This window comes from Ruegeria sp. CI1, from assembly GCF_056536925.1.
The window spans coordinates 63200-82458 of record NZ_JBQFQP010000021.1 but is presented as its reverse complement, the minus strand read 5'-3'; the positions used below and the strand labels follow the sequence as shown (position 1 = coordinate 82458).

16 protein-coding genes and 1 riboswitch are annotated in these 19259 nt (G+C 57.0%); of the genes, 6 read left to right on the top strand and 10 right to left on the bottom strand.

What is annotated here, in order from left to right; translation table 11 throughout:
- Nucleotides 1-152: 152 nt before the first annotated feature.
- The gene (gene pdxR, locus ACR0LZ_RS20015) at nucleotides 153-1658 is read right to left on the bottom strand and encodes a MocR-like pyridoxine biosynthesis transcription factor PdxR (protein WP_480751931.1); all 1506 of its coding nucleotides are present in this window, start codon (nucleotides 1656-1658) and stop codon (nucleotides 153-155) included.
- A 630-nt stretch (nucleotides 1659-2288) separates the two neighbouring features.
- Between pdxR and ACR0LZ_RS20010 the strand changes: the two genes are divergently transcribed.
- Nucleotides 2289-2441 (top strand): transposase domain-containing protein, encoded by a 153-nt coding sequence (locus ACR0LZ_RS20010; RefSeq protein ID WP_480751930.1) that lies wholly within the window; start codon nucleotides 2289-2291, stop codon nucleotides 2439-2441.
- A 181-nt stretch (nucleotides 2442-2622) separates the two neighbouring features.
- Here ACR0LZ_RS20010 and ACR0LZ_RS20005 read toward each other — a convergent pair whose 3' ends face one another.
- The 7 genes from ACR0LZ_RS20005 to ACR0LZ_RS19975 form a co-directional block, all read right to left on the bottom strand.
- Nucleotides 2623-3306: a hypothetical protein gene (locus ACR0LZ_RS20005; RefSeq protein WP_480751928.1), complete on the bottom strand. Its 684-nt coding sequence runs from the start codon at nucleotides 3304-3306 to the stop codon at nucleotides 2623-2625.
- Nucleotides 3307-3604: 298 nt separating this feature from the next.
- Nucleotides 3605-4297, bottom strand: coding sequence for a thiamine ABC transporter ATP-binding protein (locus ACR0LZ_RS20000; protein ID WP_480751927.1), 693 nt, complete (start codon nucleotides 4295-4297; stop codon nucleotides 3605-3607).
- On the bottom strand, nucleotides 4284-5831 hold the full coding sequence (locus tag ACR0LZ_RS19995) for an ABC transporter permease family protein (protein ID WP_480751926.1): 1548 nt from the start codon (nucleotides 5829-5831) through the stop codon (nucleotides 4284-4286). Before ACR0LZ_RS19995 ends, ACR0LZ_RS20000 begins: the two co-directional genes overlap by 14 nt.
- Nucleotides 5807-6787 (bottom strand): thiamine ABC transporter substrate binding subunit, encoded by a 981-nt coding sequence (gene thiB, locus ACR0LZ_RS19990; protein ID WP_480751924.1) that lies wholly within the window; start codon nucleotides 6785-6787, stop codon nucleotides 5807-5809. The genes ACR0LZ_RS19995 and thiB overlap by 25 nt, the downstream gene beginning before the upstream one ends.
- 32 nt (nucleotides 6788-6819) lie before the next feature.
- Nucleotides 6820-6925: riboswitch (TPP riboswitch) on the bottom strand.
- A gap of 189 nt (nucleotides 6926-7114) precedes the next feature.
- Entirely contained in the window at nucleotides 7115-8239 is a 1125-nt protein-coding gene (locus ACR0LZ_RS19985) for an ABC transporter permease (RefSeq protein WP_480751923.1), read from the bottom strand.
- Nucleotides 8240-10933 (bottom strand): ribosome-associated ATPase/putative transporter RbbA, encoded by a 2694-nt coding sequence (gene rbbA, locus ACR0LZ_RS19980; RefSeq protein ID WP_480751921.1) that lies wholly within the window; start codon nucleotides 10931-10933, stop codon nucleotides 8240-8242.
- Nucleotides 10930-11925, bottom strand: coding sequence for an HlyD family secretion protein (locus ACR0LZ_RS19975; RefSeq protein ID WP_480751920.1), 996 nt, complete (start codon nucleotides 11923-11925; stop codon nucleotides 10930-10932). Before ACR0LZ_RS19975 ends, rbbA begins: the two co-directional genes overlap by 4 nt.
- Before the next feature lie 247 nt (nucleotides 11926-12172).
- Here ACR0LZ_RS19975 and pobA point away from each other — a divergent pair, with 247 nt between their 5' ends.
- The 5 genes from pobA to ACR0LZ_RS19950 all read left to right on the top strand — a co-directional run bounded on the left by pobA (nucleotide 12173) and on the right by ACR0LZ_RS19950 (nucleotide 16111).
- Nucleotides 12173-13342, top strand: a complete 1170-nt coding sequence (gene pobA / locus ACR0LZ_RS19970) for a 4-hydroxybenzoate 3-monooxygenase (protein WP_480751919.1) — start codon at nucleotides 12173-12175, stop codon at nucleotides 13340-13342.
- An 88-nt stretch (nucleotides 13343-13430) separates the two neighbouring features.
- Nucleotides 13431-13808, top strand: coding sequence for a 4-carboxymuconolactone decarboxylase (pcaC, locus tag ACR0LZ_RS19965; protein ID WP_480751918.1), 378 nt, complete (start codon nucleotides 13431-13433; stop codon nucleotides 13806-13808).
- A gap of 45 nt (nucleotides 13809-13853) precedes the next feature.
- Nucleotides 13854-14582 (top strand): protocatechuate 3,4-dioxygenase subunit beta, encoded by a 729-nt coding sequence (pcaH, locus tag ACR0LZ_RS19960; protein ID WP_480751916.1) that lies wholly within the window; start codon nucleotides 13854-13856, stop codon nucleotides 14580-14582.
- A 2-nt stretch (nucleotides 14583-14584) separates the two neighbouring features.
- On the top strand, nucleotides 14585-15205 hold the full coding sequence (gene pcaG, locus ACR0LZ_RS19955) for a protocatechuate 3,4-dioxygenase subunit alpha (protein ID WP_480751915.1): 621 nt from the start codon (nucleotides 14585-14587) through the stop codon (nucleotides 15203-15205).
- 60 nt (nucleotides 15206-15265) lie between these two features.
- Nucleotides 15266-16111 carry a 3-oxoadipate:acetyl-CoA acetyltransferase gene (locus ACR0LZ_RS19950; RefSeq protein ID WP_480751913.1) on the top strand — a complete coding sequence of 282 codons (846 nt, stop codon included), beginning with the start codon at nucleotides 15266-15268 and terminating at the stop codon, nucleotides 16109-16111.
- Nucleotides 16112-16338: 227 nt separating this feature from the next.
- Here the strand turns inward: ACR0LZ_RS19950 and ACR0LZ_RS19945 are convergent, their stop codons facing one another.
- Nucleotides 16339-17712, bottom strand: coding sequence for an aminotransferase (locus tag ACR0LZ_RS19945; RefSeq protein WP_480751912.1), 1374 nt, complete (start codon nucleotides 17710-17712; stop codon nucleotides 16339-16341).
- 26 nt (nucleotides 17713-17738) lie between these two features.
- Nucleotides 17739-19214: an NAD-dependent succinate-semialdehyde dehydrogenase gene (locus ACR0LZ_RS19940; RefSeq protein ID WP_480751910.1), complete on the bottom strand. Its 1476-nt coding sequence runs from the start codon at nucleotides 19212-19214 to the stop codon at nucleotides 17739-17741.
- Nucleotides 19215-19259 lie beyond the last annotated feature (45 nt).

Sequence of the window (19259 nt, the reverse complement as noted above, 5' to 3'; positions counted from 1 at the left end):
GCGGCATCAAGGACAGCGGAAACGGCGTAAAAGAAGGCGTCATCGAAGCCATGAAGTTCTTCACAAACGTCAAAACATACTCCCTGCCATGGCCAACATGATAAACTGGGAAGAAGGCGAAAAGGCCCCGGCAACGGGGCCTTTCCAGCTGTTCATGTGAGCTGAACACCACGTTTCAGGCAAACAACAGCTTGCATGGTCTTTTCGACAATCTGTTGTTCCGGTGCGCAGGCAAACCCCAGCAGAAGGCCGGGGGCAACAGGCGCCTGATCCCTGAAGATCGAGACCGGCAGGCAATCGATGCCGGCATCCCAAAGGCGCTTTGCCATTTCACGATCGGATATCGTGGTATCGTTGAACCTTGCAAAAAGATGGATACCCGCCTTGCAAGGTGCTGATTCCAGAATATCTGCTGCGTGATCCGTCAAGGTTGTGACAAGAAGATCGCGACGCTGTCGGTATGCTTGTTTCATCTTTCGGATATGAGCATTGTAACTCCCATCCTGCATGAAAAGAGCCATCGCCTTTTGTTGGAGGAGCGATACATTCTGACTTAGCAATGTTCCAGCGGTGGCAAAGGCGCCGCTAAATCCGGGCGGGCAAATCAGATAGCCAAGCCGAATGGCAGGAAACATTGTTTTTGAAAAGCTGCCGACATAGAGAATTCCCGCGTTCGGGTCGAGTGCCTTGAGGGCGGGTTGGGGGCGCTCTTCATAGTGGAATTCGCTGTCATAGTCGTCTTCGACAATCCACGCTTTCTGATCGCGCGCCAGTTCCAGCAACTCCATTCTGCGAGGGAGGCTCATCGTCATGCCAAGCGGGTGTTGGTGCGACGGAGTGACAAATATCAGGTTGCAGGGGTCATGATTGGCGACGGCATAGGCGATTGAAAAACCTTCGCTATCAAGCGGTACGGATCGAACGTTCAACCCCTGAAGCCGCGCGGTATCCCGAAATGCAATGTGGCCCGGATCTTCCATCCATATGGTGTTGCCGCGCGTCAGAAGGGTCATGAGAACAATTGAAAAAGCCTGTTGAGCACCGGCTGTCACGACGATCTGGTCCGCGTCGCATTCGATACCTCTGCTGTCCCTGACATGGCCGGCAATCGCACGTTTCAACTCTTCAAGCCCACCTGGGGGGCCGTATCCAAGCAAAGCTGAATCCTGGTTGCGGGTTGCGCGAGATTGCGCCTCGGCCCAGGCACGGCGCGGAAAAAGATCCAGGGCCGGAATACCCGGTCTGAACGCCGAGACCTGGTCAAGTCGGGTTGTCGAGCGCGACCCGAGGATCTGCTCTATATGGGGTGATACAGGGCCGAGGTTGAGCGAGGGATGCAATCGCCGCGAGGGAGAGACTTCGATCGGCAGATCGCCAGGTGACAAGTTTGCCACGTAAGTGCCTGAGCCTGTGTGTGATTCCAGAAAACCCTCGGTGACAAGCTGTTCAAATGCGTTTTTGATCGTAAGACGTGATACACCAAGATCCTGTGCCAATTGGCGGGTTGAAGGTAAGCGCGTTTCCTGGGGCAGGGAGCCATTCAGGATCGCTTTGCGTATCTTGTTCTCAAGTTGTCGGGTAAGGGGTGTTTTGGTTCGCCTGTCCAGGTGCAGCATCGACAAGAAGGCGCCGCCGGTTTTCTTCATCTTGCCCGTCATCGTGACGGCACTCCTCAACTGGATATACCTCTAATTGTCTTCTGGGAAGTTTCACATATCCATTTTGACGACACAATGGCGGGCGATCATGATCCGGTGCGAGATCCTGACATCGGTTGACGGTCGACCCGTACAGGTTTGGCCGGATTGCCCGGTTCTCCGTGAAGGGCACAGGTTGCTGTTCAGGGTAGCGCCCCCCTGCGCGTGGAGAATGTTGTAACCAAGTAGAAATGTCGCTGGTTCTGCAAAATGGACATGTCCCAACTGGGCGCTGAGGTGAGCAAAGCCCGACAGGGCGGAGACCTCAGACATCGCAGCTCTGGCTGGCTTTGCGGGCTTCCTTGGCGCAGCGTTTCTTCGGCGGGGTGTTGTCCTGCTCGGCCTTGATGTGTTCCAGCACCGCGCTCATCCTCTCTGCAGGACACACGGGCAGGCGGTTCAATTCGGGCTAAATGCTATCAAAGGAGCGGCATCAAACCGCAACACGTCCAGAGCCCGACTTTGCACCTTTGGTTGTGACCTCTGATCCTGTTCCCGGTATCTCGTCGTCGGCGGCAACGTTGGATTTTCGCCAAATCACTCATCGGTGAGACCCAGAGCTACGTTGCCAAATACCGGGAAGGCCTGACCGTGTTCCTTGGCGACGGTCGCGTGGAACTGGAGCCAAACAGCGTCGATCCCCATGCCGCGTGGCTTGCCAAAACCCTGACCGCCATCGCAATCGGGCACAAGCAATCCGATTTCAACGCCCTGCTGCCCTGGACTTTCACCCTGCAGATGTGATCGGCGCACCGCATATTTTTTTGATGACGAAAAGCGAGAACTTTCGTCAGACAATGTCAGTGTCCGAATTTCGTAGGGGCAGCTCACGACGCCACCGTCGCAGCGATGGCGCTTGTGCTACTAAAGATGTGACAGTTCGACTATGCTTGGCACATGTTAACCAAGTACAGGTGTCGCAGACTCAATCGATTGCGAAGCAGTACAGCAACCCTGCGCCGCCGGTCTTGGGAAGGTCCCCTTCGCCACAGCCTACTGAGGCATGCGAGGAATTCCACGACACCATATTCCGGGAGTCGTTCAGCCCGGCCCGGTCATGGTGACCGACTATTGCAGAACCCTCGCCGTTGCTTGTCCAGTTGCCGCAGGTCGTATCCCCGCCAGCTGTCGAGAAATGTCCGTTCGAGTCTGTTCCTGTAAGGATGTCATGTTCGTTCGGCTTGCTGCCTCGTCCATTGATAGGATTGCCGTTTTCGTCCAGCCCGGTTTCAAGGTTGATATTCGCGTTGGCACTGTGCAGATCGTCCACATCTTTCGCGATCATCTCACCTTTGGCATTGTACCACGGGCCTGATCCGATCCGGTCTCTTGCGCTGATGCCGTTGGTTACTTTGGGGCTTCCGCTGCTGCGGTCAATCACCATGCTTGCGCTCAGATATGCGGCCCATGTTCGCGAAGATCCGGCAGCTTCGGCAAGTTTCGTGCAATGCGCATCAGCACCTTCCAATCCGCCGAAATTCGCACCGTCGCCAGCCCCGTCACTTGTAATGAAAAATGACATCTCCTGAGCGTTGCCAGTGGTAGCACTCCCAAGGGTAGACAGTGCTATTGTTGCGCCTAAGATCGTGCCGGTCGCTATTTTGAACATATTATCCTCCCATTATTAAATTCTTATCAGAACGTTAAGCAGTGACCGCCAATACGTCTAGTCTGAGGCGGTCACGTGATAGCGAGCTAGCGCCAAAACCAGGACCGTTTTTTGACCCGGACCGAATTCAGATCTCGACAACCCTACCGATATCAGCTGTATTTCGAGGTTATTGTGCAAACTTCCATCGCGATATCATCAGCCTTTGGTCGTACAACTTCATACTCAGGTTGGGTTTCGATCGCGAACGGACCGATCCGTGGTTGCGATCGCTGGTGGTCGCCCGTTCGGAGCACCCCTAGCCCAGGTAATCGCGCAGGCCCGGAGGGGGAGTTTCAAAAAGTTGCGTTGTCACTGCCGGAGGATGCACGAGCCCATCCGTGACCAGGATTGTCTGATTTGCAATACGACGCGCATCTTGGGGATCATGGCTGATCATCAACAAGGTTGTATTGGTCTCGTTAACCAGATTGGAAACAAGATCCAGCATTTCCGCTTTCAGTGCGGGACCAAGGGCGGCGAACGGTTCGTCCAGCAAAAGCAACTGTCGCCGCTGCACAAGCACGCGAGCCAAGGCGACGCGGCTTTGTTGCCCGCCGGACAGCTGGGAAGGCTTACGATCACCCATCCCGGACAACCCAACTCGCATCAGGGCATCCTGTACCTGTACCTCTTCGGCCTTTGAAAGGCGACCTTTCGGGCGGATCCCCAGGGCTATGTTCCGCTCGGCACTTAGATGAGGGAAGAGATTGCCGTCCTGAAACAACATTGCCAATGGGCGTTTTCCCGGCGGGATATGGGTCATGTCTCGACCCTGCCACGATATCTGCCCTTCTTTCAGATCGCGGAACCCGGCGATGGTTTCCAGAAGGGTGGTTTTTCCCTCCCCCGAGGGGCCAATTATCGCGACACTCGCTCCGGCCTCGATCTGGAGATTGGCGCGCAAAACGAAATTGCCGTTCCCAAGAACGCAGTTCTCAAGCTTCAGCATGCCACCGCCCTCCGCGATCCAAAGCCCAGAATGCTCCCATCGATAGGATCAGCAATATCAATGCGCCGCCCGCTGCGGCCTGCATTTGATAAGCGCCCATCAAGCGGTAAATCTGAAGGGGCAGGGTGGCAACCTGTGCGTCGGCAAAAAGCGCGATCACTCCGAGATCGCCCATGGAAAGCGCGGCAGCGAGACCTGCGGCAAACCCGATCTGCGGGCGCATACGGGGAAGCATGACGCGCTTAAAGAAAACCCATCCGCCCATATCCAGCGAGAGTGCCAAGCGCCCATATCGTGAAGATACATCTCGTGCGGCGGGCACAAGAATTCGCAAAGCAAACGGCAATGCCATGACCGCATTTACCAGCGCAGTGACCGGCAATGCCAACATCGTTGGATTTGCCACCGGCCGGATCATGATGAACAATCCGGTGCCGATCACCAACGGCGACGCGGCAAGCCCGAGGATGCCTCCGAGTTCAACCAACCCAAAGCGCCTGTTGGCAACCGCTGCGGCCATTGGCAGGGCCAGAAGCAAAAGGAAAACCGTACTGGCGGCGGCGACAAGAACCGAAATCAGTGCCGCGCGAATGATCGGTATGGGCAACTCTGCAAGCCCGGTTAATCCTGATATCACAACCGAGGCAAGCGGCAGAAACAAAAAAGTCGCACCTGACACGATCCAAAGCGTATCGATAATCGTTCCGTCACCGTCCCAACGTCGAATGGCCCTGTCGAGCCCTGAACCGAACCCTTCCCGGCGTGAAAGCCTTAGGGCGGTCAGTGCGGCGGCGGCGGTCAACAGCAACTGCAAGGCAGACAAAAGTGCCGCCCGCCCCAGATCAAAGTCATAGGTAAATGCCTGATAGATAGCGAGTTCGACCGTTGTCGCGCGCGGCCCGCCCCCCAAGGTCAGGGCGACCGCGAAGCTGCTCAGGCAAATGGCAAAAATGACGGCCATCGTTCCGGGAAGAACACGGGTCAGCATCGGTATCTCGATCAACCGGAAAATGGCGCGACCGTCACAGCCCAGTTGCGCAGCCAGTCGAAAGCGTTCCGCGGGGATTTCCTGCCAGCCCTGAAAAACAAGACGGGTTGCCAGGGGAAGGTTGAAAAACACATGGGCCAAGACCACCCCGTGCAATCCATAAATCTGAATGGGTGGTAGCCCGAACAGGCTCAGAAAATCCGAAATCCAACCGGCACGTCCAAAGACTTGCAACAGCCCGAGAATCGCAACGATGACGGGCAAAATGAATGGCGCTCCCAGCAACGCGATAAGCGCACGCCGACCCCGAAAACGCCGTCGTGCAAGCGCGCGGGCGACCGGAATGGCCAGCCCGGTGCTGATCAATGCCGATAGAGTGGCTTGTGTCAGGGTAAACCGCAAGGCAGCCCAGTCCGCCGGGCCGAATCCACGCCCGGCTTCGGCACGCAGGGCTACTGCGCTGAGTGTCCCCAGTATCAGCGCGGCCACAAGTGCAGCCGCGCAGAACCCCGGATAGGGGCTTACTGGCTGAGTGCGCCCAGCCATTCGGCCAGAGCCTCGTCTCGCACGGGTTCAGCTTCGTCAGGCTGGAAAAAAAGAGCCTTTGCGGGTGTGTGCAGGGTTTCGAACCCTTTGGGCAACCCAACTGACGGGATTACGGCGGGATACATCCAGTTCGTTGTTGGAATGATCTGCTGGAACGCGTCAGAAACCATGAAGGTCAGAAATTCGTCGGCCAGTTCCGGCTGGTCGGTATGTGCCAGTTTTGCGGCCACCTCAATCTGCATGTAATGTCCTTCGTCGAACATTGCGGCGGATTTGGAAGCGTCTTCCTCGGCAATCAAGTGATAGGCGGGCGAGGTGGTGTAGCTCAGCACCATGTCGGATTCACCTTCGAGAAACAGACCATAAGCCTCGGACCAGCCCTTTGTGACGGTCACGATATTGTCGGACAGATCTGCCCAGAGAGCCGGTGCGTCGGCCCCATAGGCCGCCTTGACCCACAATAGCAGGCCCAGGCCCGGTGTGGACGAACGCGGATCCTGAATGATGATCTTGGTGTCGCTGTCCGCCAGCTCGCGGAAGTTGGCGGGAGCCGGCACGTCGGCGTTGTGAACAAAGGCGAAATAACCCCAATCATAGGGGACAAATTCTGAATCGCTCCAGTCGACGGGCAGCGCAAAGTTGGCGCTCACCGAATGGGATGCGAACAGCCCGGTTTCCCTCGCTGCTGAAATCAGGTTTGTGTCGAGCCCCAACACAACATCGGCGTCCGAGTTCTCGCCTTCCAGCCGCACACGCGACAAAAGGGCTGCGCCGTCTTCGAGGCCGACAAGATTCAGGTCACAGTCACACACTGCCTCGAACGCCTCTTCGATCTGAGGGCCGGGGCCCCAGTCGGATACGAAGCTGTCATAGGTGTAAACGGTCAACTGGGGTTTGTCGGCGGCAAAGGCCGACGTTGCACTCAGTATTCCCGCAGCAATAATCAGATGTCTCATATCATCCTCCATTGCGGCGTCAGGACAAGGATGGATGAATCCGCTACCTTTCCCTCCGCCGGTTCTAGCCGGTTCAGGTTCAACGGGTTCGCCGGATGGCATCTCAGCGCGATGTGACGCGCACCCCGAGGTAGTGCCGTGACTAGGGCAAGTTCGAACCGAACTCAACAGAAATCCGCGAGCGTTGTCCGCGCCGAACAGGGATTGCTGGGCCTTGAGCCAGGTTCTTCGAACGTAGCGTGGCGCCAGATTCACAAGAGAGCAATCAGAACAGTACGGCAGGTGGTCAGAAGAACACGACGTGGCCTTGCTTGTCGCCGCGCCCCTCTAGCTGCCATGCGCAACGGAACGCCTAAAGAGTAAAAGGCTTGTGGTCAAAAGCATGGCCCCCAGCAATGTCATCCAGAAGAACTCAGGCCAGACGGTTTCGATCCCGGCTCCCTTGAAGACGATTGCCTGGCTGGCGGACATGTAGTGGCGAGACGGAAGGAGCAGAGTTGCAACCTGCAACCATTCGGGCTGCCCCTCGATCGGGGTTTCGCCGCCTGACAGCATCAGCATCGGCAGGATCGTCAGCATCACCAAAAGCGCAAACTGCGCCATGGATCGCGCGAGCGTTGCCAGAAATACTCCCAAAGCTGTAGCGGTGAAAAGAAACAACGCGGTGCCGAGAAGAAAAAGAACCTTCGACCCCGCGATGACCACTCCCAATGATCCTTGCAGAACAAATGTCATCGACAGCGCCGTCGCAACAAGAACCACTGCGGCGTTTGCCCATATCTTGGCGGCAGCGATATCGAACGGTGTTACCGGCATGGCAAGCAAATGCTCGATCGTTCCATGCTCGCGCTCACGGATCATCGCTGCTCCTGTCAGGATCGTGGTCAGCCACATGATCTGACCGATCAGGGCAACGATCCCGGCAAATCGGACCGTATCGCGGTTCGGATTGAAGGCGCTGCGCACGATCATGCCGATTTTGGGCGGATCCAATAGATCGGCACCAATGGCGAAGCGGCGGATTTCAGCACTCAGAATGTTGGAGATATAGCTTGACCCTATCCCCGCCTGTTCCATTGCGGTCGCGTCGATGAGCACCTGAATCTCTGGAGAACGGTTGGCCCGGAGATCCTTTTCGAAACCCGGCGGTACAGCAACGACAAAGATGAAACGACCCGCATCCATCTCTGCCGTACCCGTCCCGGGCTTGATGTGCACCACGGGCTGGAACTCTGGTGGAAAGAATGCAGCGGCCAACGCACGAGAAAGCGGAGAGTTGTCTTCATCCGAAAACGCAATTGACGCGTTGTTGACAGAAGTTGAAACTCCGGTCGCTTCCATGATCGGTGACAGAGTGAACGACCAAACCAGTAGCGCCATCATCACCCAATCGCGGCGCAGGCTTATCATCTCCTTCAGTCCAAGCCAGAAAATGCAATGCAACCGTCGCATTTACTTCTCCTGAGCCCGAAGCGCCAGCACCGCAATTGCTGTAAACACCGGCCCAAAGCAGGCCAGCGCCAGAATATCAGGGCCAAGCGCTTCCCAACTCAGACCTTTGGTGAATGCACCGACGTTCAAGTGCAGGAAATAGGACGACGGCCACAGCGATCCGATCGTCTGCGCGCCGGGCTCCAGGGTCGAGACCGGTTGCAGCAGGCCGGAAAACTGGATGGTGGGCACAACCGAGGCGATGGCGGTTGCAAAGGTTGCGGCAACCTGGCTTGACGTCATGGTTGCGATCAGCAAGCCATAGGACGTTGTGGCCCAAACATAGAGGAGTGCGCCAATCGCAAGTGGAATCGGATTGCCTTTGAGCGGCACACCGAAAACCAGAATGATCATCCCGGTCAGAAGCAGAAAATTGGCAAATGCGATCACAATATAGGGGATCTGCTTGCCGATCAGGAATTCGAGCCGCGTCGTGGGCGTCACATAGAAATTGACCACCGAACCCAATTCCCGTTCCCGCGCCACACTGACGGCCATCAGGATCGCAGGCAGCATGATGAGCAGGATCGCGGGCATGGCAGGAGCCATCGCGGCTATGCTCTCGAAACTCTGATTGTACCGGAAACGCGGCTCGATCCGGGCAATCTCTGCTTTCTTCGCGCCACTGTTGTCGGCCAGAACGTTCAGAAATGTTTGGTGCAGCCCCATGGCATAGCCTTCGACCGTCTCGCCTTTGAACGGGATTGCCCCATCCACGATCGCCAGAACCTCTGTCGGCTCGCCCGAGCGCAGCTTGCGTCCGAAATCCGGCGGTAATTCCACGACCAGAGAAACTTCGTTGGCGGCCAACCGACGATGCCCTTCGGTTGCAGAGGTCAGTGGGGTCGTTGGCTGGAAGTACCGTGACCCTTCGATTTCGGCAACATAAGCTCGGCTTTCCGGGCTTTGTGACAGGTCGAAAACCGCAAAGTCCAGCTCCTCAATATCCAACGTGATCCCGTAACAGAAAACCAGCATCAACAGGGCTGAACCCAAAAACGCGAACGCAAGCCGAACTCGGTCGCGCAACACTTCTATCGCTTCACGTCGAGCATACGCCAAAACCCGCCCGACTCCTCCTCCGGTTCCTGCGCGCGCTGTGTCAACCGGGATCGTCGGAGCCGAGACTGGAACTGGCGGATCGGCGGCTTGCAGAACGGACACGAAGGCGGCTTCCAGACTGTCGACACCTTCCGCCGCAATCAGCTCATCCGGTGTACCTTCGACAAGAACCCGACCCGCATGCATGAACGAGACGCGGTCGCAACGTTCGGCCTCAGACAAGAAGTGGGTTGAGACGAAGATTGTCACGTTCTCCTGGCGTGCCAGCTCGATCAGAAGCTCCCAGAACGAGTCGCGCGCCTCGGGGTCCACGCCTGACGTCGGTTCATCCAGAATGAGAATTCTCGGGCGGTGGATCACAGCGACTGCCAGTGACAATCGTTGCTTGATGCCAAGAGGCAATGACATGGCCAGCGCATCACTATGGGCTCCAAGAGCGAAGCGATTCAGCAATTCGTCGATCCGCGCATCGCGGTTATCGATCTCGAAAATTCGGGCGTGAAGTTTCAGGTTCTGGCGGACAGTCAGTTCGCCATAAAGCGAAAATGCCTGACTCATATAACCGATTTCTCGGCGCAATTGCAGGTCATGCGCGTCAGCAGGCCTGCCAAACAAATAGGCCTCGCCCGAACTCGCGGGCAGCAGGCCGGTCAGCATTTTCATGGTTGTCGACTTGCCGCAGCCATTCGACCCGAGAAAGCCGAAGATTTCTCCAGGCCTGATAGCGAAATTGACGGCATCGACTGCAACGAAATCCCCAAAACGACGGGTCAGGCCGCGTGCGATAATAACAGGTTCAGCGGTGGTATGTGGGCTTGGCTTTTGTTCCTGGCTTTGCTGCGGTGTCTTGTGTGTCCGGAGCCGCCTATAAGCTGTTTCGAGGTCTTCTTCGTCGCCCTTTAAATCTTGGGGCGCCCCCTGGAAAAGTACGCGCCCCCTATCCATGGCGACAATTTGGTCAAATTGCTGAGCCTCATCCATATAGGCCGTTGAAACCAGTACGGTCAGGTTGGGGCTGTCCGCCCGAATTGCGTCGATCAACGCCCAGAATTGTCGACGTGACAGCGGATCGACGCCGGTTGTCGGTTCATCCAACACCAGAATTTCCGGATCGTGGATCAGTGCGCAACAAAGCCCCAATTTCTGTTTCATGCCGCCTGAGAGTTTGCCCATCAACCGATCGGCGAAGGGTGAAAGCCCCGTCGCCGCCAACAGCGCGTCGATTCGGATATCGCGTTCCTCCGGGCCTTGTCCGAAGATGCCCGAAAAAAACTCCAGGTTCTCTCGGACCGACAGTTCGGCATACAGGTTGCGGCCCAGCCCTTGCGGCATGAAAGCGATGGAAGGGCACACGCGGCGACGATGTGCCGGATCGTCGATTGGACCCCCAAGCACATCAATTGTTCCGGCCTGCAGTTTTTTCGCTCCGGTCACAAGCCCCAGCAGGGTCGACTTTCCGACCCCATCCGGCCCGATGAACCCGGTGAGCCGGCCGGTGGGAAGTTCCAATGATACTGCGTCCAGTGCGACAACCTTGCGATACCGATGTGTGACGCCCTGAACGCGGATCGTTGCGGCTGCTCCGGCACTCATTCGAACAACTCAGGTGGAATGCGCCTTTCCAGAGCGTCTGGCCATACGGCGCCAGACGTGAGGCGTATCACCGCCATACCCCTCAGTCCGGTTTTGACATGTTCTATCCGCTCCGAGACCAGTTCCTCTGGAATGCGGACGCGGACCCGAAACACCAGTTGTTCGCGTTCGCTCAGTGTCTCCACCTGCTTTGGTGTGAACTGAGCTTCGGGCGAGACGAAAGTAACGGTTGCCGGGATGGCATAGTCGGGCAGGGCATCAAGTACGATGCGCGCTTCGGCACCGATTGGCAAAAGACCTGCTTCTCGGGCCGGAAGGAACACTTCCATATAGATGTTTTCAAGACTGAGAAGGGTCAGGATCGGCTCTCCCGCGCCGACGACTTCTCCGGGCTCAGCCAATCGATAGAGGACCCGTCCGGGCATGGGGGCAACAAGGGAGCTGTCTTCGATCTTTGCAACGATCCGTCGAACTTCGGCCTCGGCTGCCACGATCTGGCTAGCCGCAGTTGCAACGCGGGCCTTTGCCGCGCCCAGGACAGCCTCGGCCACTTCCTTGGCGGTTACGCGTGCCTCGAACACGGTTTCGGAAATGTTCTGGCCGGCCAGCAACGCTGTCGCGCGGTCAAATTCCTGCTTTGCCCTGCGCTGTTCGCTCTCTCGCTGGACGACCACGGCCTCGGCTTCGGCCTTGTTCTGGCGCGCCAGGGCAACTTCGGCTCTGGCTCGATCAAGTGCAGCCGACAACTCATCCGTATCCATTTCGACAAGGATATCACCAGCCGAGACAAGTTCGCCTTCTGCTGCCATGATCCGGGCGATGCGCCCGGCGCTGGTCGGGGCGATTTCAACCTGTTCAGCCTCGATCCGCCCGTTGCCCTGCACAAAGCCGGGCGGCAGTTCTTCGCCGTTCCTGGCGATGACCACATACGCCACTGCCCCTGCCAGCAGGAGTATGGTTGCAAAAGTTATCGAGCCTGCCGTCAGTTTCATGAACAAGTGTCCAACTGTTGACGATGCGCTTTGAATATATTTTTTCCCAACCCAACCTACATTGCGATGAATCAAACGGCAGTAATGGCCTGACGACGGGTACCTATTTGTCGTTGACACACTTCCGACGCGGCTAAGAGCGATCGGGCATCGAGCCATAGTTTCCAAAAGGCGGGAACGATAAGATCGTTTTACTTTGATCTATTCGACAAGCAATATCTTATTCAAAGATTTTGGGAGGACCACCATGCGCACGCAAGTCGCCATAATTGGCGGTGGCCCGTCAGGGCTGTTGCTGGGCCAGCTACTCCATCGAAAGGGTATCGACACGGTCGTTCTGGAAAGGAAAACCAGGAACTATGTTCTCGGCCGCATTCGCGCGGGGATTCTGGAAGTCGGATTTGTCGAGCTTATGCGCGAGGCAGGAGTATCGGAAAGAATGGACAGGGAATGCTTTGTCCATGACGGTACGGTGATCTCTTATGGCGGTACGGAATTTGGCATCAACTTCAAGGAGCTGACCGGCAGTCACGTTGTCGTCTATGGCCAAACCGAGTTGACACGGGACCTATACGATGCCCGCGAGGCCGCAGGTGGCAAGGTCATTTTCAATACAGACAATGTCACCATTCACGGCGCAGATACCGATACACCGAACGTCTCCTACCTGGTCGACGGCACCGAATACCGCATCGACTGTGACTACGTCGCCGGTTGTGATGGATTTCACGGGGTCAGCCGTCAGACCGTTCCCCTGACCGTGCGACGCGAATACGAAAAACTCTATCCTTTTGGGTGGTTGGGCGTTCTGTCTGAAACGCCACCCGTGAACGACGAAGTGATCTATGCTGGATCCGACCGTGGCTTTGCCCTGTGCTCGATGCGCAACGAACATCTCAGCCGGTACTACATCCAGTGTTCCCTGTCCGACAGCCCCGAGGATTGGACGGACGCCGCATTCTGGGATGAACTCAAGCGCCGCATTCCCGAAAAATACGCGGAAAATCTGGTGACCGGCCCATCGGTCGAGAAATCAATTGCGCCGCTCAGGTCTTTCGTTGTCGAACCCATGCGCTGGGGGCGCCTGTTCCTTTGCGGGGATGCCGCCCATATCGTACCCCCAACCGGGGCCAAAGGATTGAACACCGCCGCCAGCGACATTCACTATCTCTATCATGGATTGATGCAGTTTTTTGAGGAGGGTGACAGTGAAGGTATCGACCGCTACTCGGAAAAGGCATTGGCGCGCATATGGAAAGCAGAGCGTTTCAGCTGGTCTACCACCAACCTGCTGCATCGCTTTCCATATCAGAACGAATTCGATCTCAAGATGCAGCAGGCAGACATAGATTTCCTGCGGGAAAATCGCGAGGCACAGTCGGTGTTTGCGCAAAACTATGTGGGGCTGCCATATTGATGTGGACAGGATGTTTGAACCCAAATCGTCCGTTTCATGTTGCCCTGTTTGCCGATCAGAGAAACGAGGTTTCAAAGGAGACGCCTGAATGAACGACCGATTTCGCGACGGAATGGAGGTGCGCCGGAGAATTCTGGGTGACGCCCACGTTGATCGTGCCGAAGCGGCAAAGTCGGATTTTGATGAACCGTTCCAGACCCTGATCACCGAAGCGGCGTGGGGCACGGTCTGGGCCTCGGATGGGATCAGTGACCGCGAACGTTCGATGCTGACACTTGCCTTGTTGGCGGCACTGGGAAACTTTGACGAAATCCCCATGCATATCCGCGCCACGGCTCGGACCGGGGCCAGCAAGCAGGATGTGTTGGAGGCATTTCAGCATGTGGCGATCTATGCCGGTGTGCCGCGTGCCAATCACGCATTCAAGCTGGCCAGGCAGACCTATGACGAAATGGAAAAGGAATGACAGCCAAACGCGCGCAGCACCAGAATAGGGAGGAGAGATCTGACAATGTTGAAACCAGGCGAGTTCTATCAGAGGGATCGTGAATGGCATCCTCCGGCCCTCACGCCAAACTACAAGACAAGCGTGTCGCGCTCACCTCAGTACTCTTTGATCTCGTTGCAAAACTCGATCGGCGAAGTCACGGGTCCCGTCTTTGGTCACAACGACATCGGCCCGAATGACAACGATCTGATCTACAATTACGCGCAACCCGACCAAAGCGCCATCGGCGAGCGCATCATACTTCATGGGCGCGTTCTGGACGAAAATGGTCGACCGGTTCCTGGTACCCTGGTCGAGATCTGGCAGGCCAATGCGGGCGGTCGTTACCGGCATAGGAAAGACACCTACCTCGCGCCGATCGATCCGAATTTTGGTGGTTGCGGCCGAACCCTGACTGACGAAAATGGATACTACTACTTTCGAACGGTCAAACCCGGGGCCTATCCCTGGCGAAACTGGGTCAACAGTTGGCGTCCTGCACATATCCACCTGTCGATATTCGGTAGCGCGTTTGCGCAGCGTCTGATCACTCAGTGCTATTTCGAAGGCGACCCGCTGATCCCGCAATGCCCGATCATCAACACCATTCCGGACCCAGACGCAATCGAGCGACTGATCGCGCCTTTGGATCTGAACTCTACCATCCCGCTCGACACAATCGCCTACAAATTCGACATGGTGCTCAGGGGGCGCCGTTCGACCCTGTTCGAGAACCGCCTGGAGGGGAACTGATCATGCCGCAGGAGCTCAGATACCTCAAGGAAACACCGTCTCAGACGGCTGGGCCGTATGTCCATATCGGTCTTGCGCCGGGGGCAGCCGGATTTGACATATACAAACACGAACTTGGGCACGACATCGCAGGTCCAAATGCGAAAGGAGAGCGCATTCGCATCGAAGGTGTGGTGATTGATGGCACCGGCAGCCCGATCAAGGATGTGTTGCTTGAGGCGTGGCAAGCCAATTCCGAAGGTCACTATGCACACCCGGAAGACGAGGGAGAGGTTGAGGTCGGATTTCGAGGCTGGGGCCGCGTCATCACCAACTTTGACACCGGCGAATGGGCATTCGATACGGTCAAGCCCGGACCGACCCGGGGGCGCAACGTTGGCGTTCAGGCCCCACATATCAGTTTGTGGATCGTTGCCCGCGGCATCAATGTCGGACTGAACACGCGCATTTATTTCGACGACGAAGTCCAGGCAAATGCTGCTGACCCGGTGCTTAACCTGATCGAATGGGAACGACGGCGCGATACTCTGATTGCGAAGCGTTCCGAACGGGACGGGCAGGCGGTTTATCGCTTTGACATCAAGCTGCAAGGCCAGGATGAGACCGTTTTTTTCGATATCTGAGGCAGTTTGTTCATCGCCCGGTTCAAGTTGGCCGGTGGACCCACCAGGATAGGCCAAGCCATGACCAAGCCCTGCATCATCTGCGTTGCCATCACGGGGTCGTTGCCAACAAAGGCCAACAACCCTGCAGTTCCTATTACCGTGCAGGAACAGATCGAAAGCACCCACGAAGCGTTCGAAGCAGGGGCTTCAATCGTCCATGCCCATGTTCGGAACGACGACCAGACACCAAGTTCGGACCCCGAAAAATTTGCCCGGCTCAAGGAAGGTGTGGAAAAGCACTGCCCCGGGATGATCATCCAGTTTTCGACCGGAGGACGCTCGGGCGCAGGGAAAGAAAGAGGTGGAATGCTGCCTTTGGCACCCGATATGGCCTCGTTGTCGGTAGGCTCGAACAATTTTCCCACGCGCGTCTACGAAAACCCGCCGGATCTGGTGCGATGGCTCGCTGCTGAAATGCGCAAATACAACGTAATCCCCGAAGTCGAAGCCTTTGACCTCAGCCATATTCTGAACGCCATTCACATGCATGGCGAAGGCATTTTGCCGGGCCAACTCTATGTGCAATTCGTTATGGGGGTGAAGAATGCGATGCCCGCTGACCGTGACGTATTCGACTATTACGTCAAAACCATGCAGGCCCGTGCACCAAACGCTGAATGGTGCGCCGCTGGTATCGGGCCGAACCAGATTGTTGTCAACGAATGGGCTATTGCCGCCGGTGGTCACACGCGCACTGGCCTCGAAGACAACGTCAGGCTCGATAGAAGTACGCTAGCGCCTTCCAACGCGGCGCTGGTAAGACGCGCGGTCGAACTTTGCGACCGCTATGATCGTCCCGTGGCAACATGGCGGCAGGCAAGAGAGATGCTGAAGCTCGCAAGAGCTATTCCCGAAAAATGTTAACTGCAAGGCCGGGAAAGAGAACTATTCACCGACCGTCAGCGTGTCTAGGTACGGCTGTGGTTCGGCGGCAGCGCGACTCTGGCGCGCAGACGTTTTTCAACGGCACTTAACTTGTGCGCCGCCTGATTAAGCCCAGGCTGGCGCGATCCTGACAACTGGCGAGTTGAACAAGCCGGAATGACAAAGGGCCGGAATGACCGGCCCTCTCGTCAGACTATCGGCGGGGTTCATCCAAGTACGGCTTTGACGGCCTGAACTGTCCCGGCCACAACCTGATCCGCCTCTTCGCGGGTCAGGCAGAAGGGTGGCGCAAAGCCGAGGATGTCGCCTTGTGGCATGGCGCGGGCGATGATTTTGCTTTGCTCCAGCAATTTGGCCGATACCTGCGGGCCGATCTTGTCGGCTGCGTCAAAGAAGGTGCGACTGTCCTTGTCCTTCACGAACTCAACAGCGCATAGCATACCTTCGCCGCGCACGTCGCCGACATTGGCATGGTCCGACAATGCCTCGGCCATGGTGGCATTGAGGTAGGCCCCAACGTCGCCGGCATTTCGCACAAGGTTCAACTCGTCAATCAGCTTGAGGTTGGCAACCCCTGCCGCGGCCCCGATCGGGTGCGCCGAATAAGTCCAGCCGTGGCCGATCGGGCCATTTTCATCCGTGCCCTGTTCCAACACTTTCCAGACCTTGTCCGAGACGATGGATCCGGAAAGCGGCGCATAGGCCGAGGTGAGGCCCTTGGCGATGGTTATGATGTCGGCCTCTATCCCATAGTGATCCGAACCGAACATGGTGCCGAGGCGGCCAAAGCCGGTTACCACCTCATCTGCGACCAGCAGGATGTCGTGTTTTTTCAGCACCGTCTGGATCGCTTTCCAGTACCCTGCGGGCGGCGGAACGATGCCGCCGGTGCCCAGCACCGGCTCGCCTATGAAGGCTGCGATTGTATCTGCGCCCTCGCGCTCGATCAGCGCTTCCAGTTCGGCCGCGCAATGGGCCGCAAACTGGTCTTCAGTCTGTTTCAGGTCGGTGCGGCGATAGTAATAGGGCGCCTCGGTGTGGATCACCTGTTCCACCGGCAGGTCGAATTTCTTGTGAAACAATTCCAGCCCGGTCAGTGAGCCGGTAACCAGACCCGAACCATGATACCCTCGCCAGCGCGAGATGATCTTCTTCTTCTCGGGGCGACCCAGAATGTTGTTGTAGTACCAGATCAGCTTGACATTGGTTTCATTTGCATCGGAACCGCCAAGCCCAAAATAAACCTTCGACATGTTCTTGGGCGCCCGGTCCAGGATCATCTTTGACAGCGTGATCGAGGCCTCGGTACCGTGACCCACGTAAGCGTGGTAATAGGCCAGTTCGCGGGCTTGCTCTGCAATCGCCTCGGCAATTTCCTGACGACCATAGCCGACATTCACGCAATAGAGCCCGGCAAAGGCATCCAGCAGCTTGTTGCCGTCACGATCTTCGATAAAGACGCCGCTGGCGGTCTTAATCACGCGGTTCGGGCTTTCCCCCCGAGCGTGCTGCGCCAGATGGGTCGAGGGGTGGAAAAAATTCTCGCGATCCCACTGGTCGAGTTGGTCGTTCTTCAGCATCAGTTTTCCTTTCTCATCCGTGTGGATCACGCCCAGTCACGGCAGACGTATTTTATTTCGGTAAATTCTTCCATGCCCAAACGGGCCCCTTCGCGACCCAGGCCGGATTGTTTGGTGCCGCCGAACGGTATGGGCGCGCCAGTGACCTTTGTGCGGTTGACCGCCACCATGCCATATTGCAACGCCCGGCTCAGCCGGTAGATACGGCGTGGGTCGTGACTGTGAACATAGGCCACCAGCCCGTATTCGCTGTCATTGGCTCGTGCAATCACTTCTTCCTCGGTGTCGAAAGGAGTGATCGGGGCGACAGGGCCAAATGTTTCCTCCGACATGATCAGAGCGTCAGCGGGTACATCCGTCAGCACGGTGGGTTCATAAAACAAAGGACCCAGCGCGTGACGCTTGCCACCACAGGACAGCTTGGCACCCTTGGCCATCGCGTCCGCCACATGCTCTTCCTGCTTCTGTACCGCCTTTTCGTTCATCAATGGGCCGATATCACAGTCATCCAGGCCCCGTCCGATTGTCAGAGCCTTTGCAGCTTCGGTGAACTTGGCACAGAATTCTGCATAGGCCGGGCGTTCGACAAAGATCCGGTTCGCCCCAAGGCAATCTTGTCCGGATGTTGCAAACTTTGCCTTGATGGTTTCGGCAACCGCCCGATCCAAATTGGCGCCTTTGAAAACAATCACCGGCGCGTGTCCACCCAATTCCATCACCAGCCGTTTCACCGTGTCGGCGGACTGGCGGTAGAGCAACTTGCCGATGGCTGTAGAGCCCGTGAATGACAACGCCCGGACCCGCTTGTCGCGCGTCCACGGCTCCACGATTGTGGCGGCCTCTCCGGTGACGACGTTGAACACACCGGCAGGGATGCCCGCGCGTTCGGCAAGTTCTGCCAACGCCAACGCGCTGAAAGGGGTTTCCCCGGACGGATGGGCAACAACGGTACAGCCTGCTGCCAGAGCCGCAGCTGCCTTGCGGGTGAGCATCGCCGAGGGGAAATTCCATGGCGTGATCAGGGCCGCAACACCCATTGGTTCGCGCCACAATTCCACTTCAGCATCCGCCAGGTGGCTGGTCACGCCTTCGATATTTGGGCGTTTGGCTTCCTCGGAATAAAACTCCACAAAAGCTGCGCCGTACTCGATCTCGCCGCGGGCTTCCGACAACGGCTTGCCCTGTTCCAGCACCATGATGCGGGCCAGGTCCTCCTTGTGATCCAGCTGCAGCTCGTACCAGCGGCGCAAGATCTTTGCGCGCTGTTGGGGAAGAAGTGCGGACCAAGCCGGAAAAGCTGCCTGAGCAACCTCAACCGCACCAGATGATTCCTCTGCCGAAAGGCTTGCGACATGACCGAGTTCGGTTCCGTCTGCCGGGTCGGTGACAGGAAAAGATCTGCCATTGGCGGCAGCACACCATTTTCCATTTATATAGGAAAAAGAACGTACTAATGCCTTGTCTGCAATATCTGCGCGAGCAGAGAGAGCGGTTTCTGTCATGAACAACCTCCAAACCTTCGCAGCCGATTCTGCCCGATCGCCTTA

Coding starts and splice junctions, on each gene's coding strand:
- ACR0LZ_RS19945 (WP_480751912.1), bottom strand. CDS start 17,712: ATGCTGAAGAACGACCAACTCGACCAGTGGGATCGCGAGAATTTTTTC.
- ACR0LZ_RS19985 (WP_480751923.1), bottom strand. CDS start 8,239: ATGCGACGGTTGCATTGCATTTTCTGGCTTGGACTGAAGGAGATGATA.
- ACR0LZ_RS19950 (WP_480751913.1), top strand. CDS start 15,266: ATGACCAAGCCCTGCATCATCTGCGTTGCCATCACGGGGTCGTTGCCA.
- ACR0LZ_RS19940 (WP_480751910.1), bottom strand. CDS start 19,214: ATGACAGAAACCGCTCTCTCTGCTCGCGCAGATATTGCAGACAAGGCA.
- ACR0LZ_RS20000 (WP_480751927.1), bottom strand. CDS start 4,297: ATGCTGAAGCTTGAGAACTGCGTTCTTGGGAACGGCAATTTCGTTTTG.
- pdxR (WP_480751931.1), bottom strand. CDS start 1,658: ATGACGGGCAAGATGAAGAAAACCGGCGGCGCCTTCTTGTCGATGCTG.
- rbbA (WP_480751921.1), bottom strand. CDS start 10,933: ATGAGTGCCGGAGCAGCCGCAACGATCCGCGTTCAGGGCGTCACACAT.
- ACR0LZ_RS19975 (WP_480751920.1), bottom strand. CDS start 11,925: ATGAAACTGACGGCAGGCTCGATAACTTTTGCAACCATACTCCTGCTG.
- pcaG (WP_480751915.1), top strand. CDS start 14,585: ATGCCGCAGGAGCTCAGATACCTCAAGGAAACACCGTCTCAGACGGCT.
- thiB (WP_480751924.1), bottom strand. CDS start 6,787: ATGAGACATCTGATTATTGCTGCGGGAATACTGAGTGCAACGTCGGCC.
- ACR0LZ_RS20005 (WP_480751928.1), bottom strand. CDS start 3,306: ATGTTCAAAATAGCGACCGGCACGATCTTAGGCGCAACAATAGCACTG.
- pcaC (WP_480751918.1), top strand. CDS start 13,431: ATGAACGACCGATTTCGCGACGGAATGGAGGTGCGCCGGAGAATTCTG.
- ACR0LZ_RS19995 (WP_480751926.1), bottom strand. CDS start 5,831: ATGGCTGGGCGCACTCAGCCAGTAAGCCCCTATCCGGGGTTCTGCGCG.
- pobA (WP_480751919.1), top strand. CDS start 12,173: ATGCGCACGCAAGTCGCCATAATTGGCGGTGGCCCGTCAGGGCTGTTG.
- pcaH (WP_480751916.1), top strand. CDS start 13,854: ATGTTGAAACCAGGCGAGTTCTATCAGAGGGATCGTGAATGGCATCCT.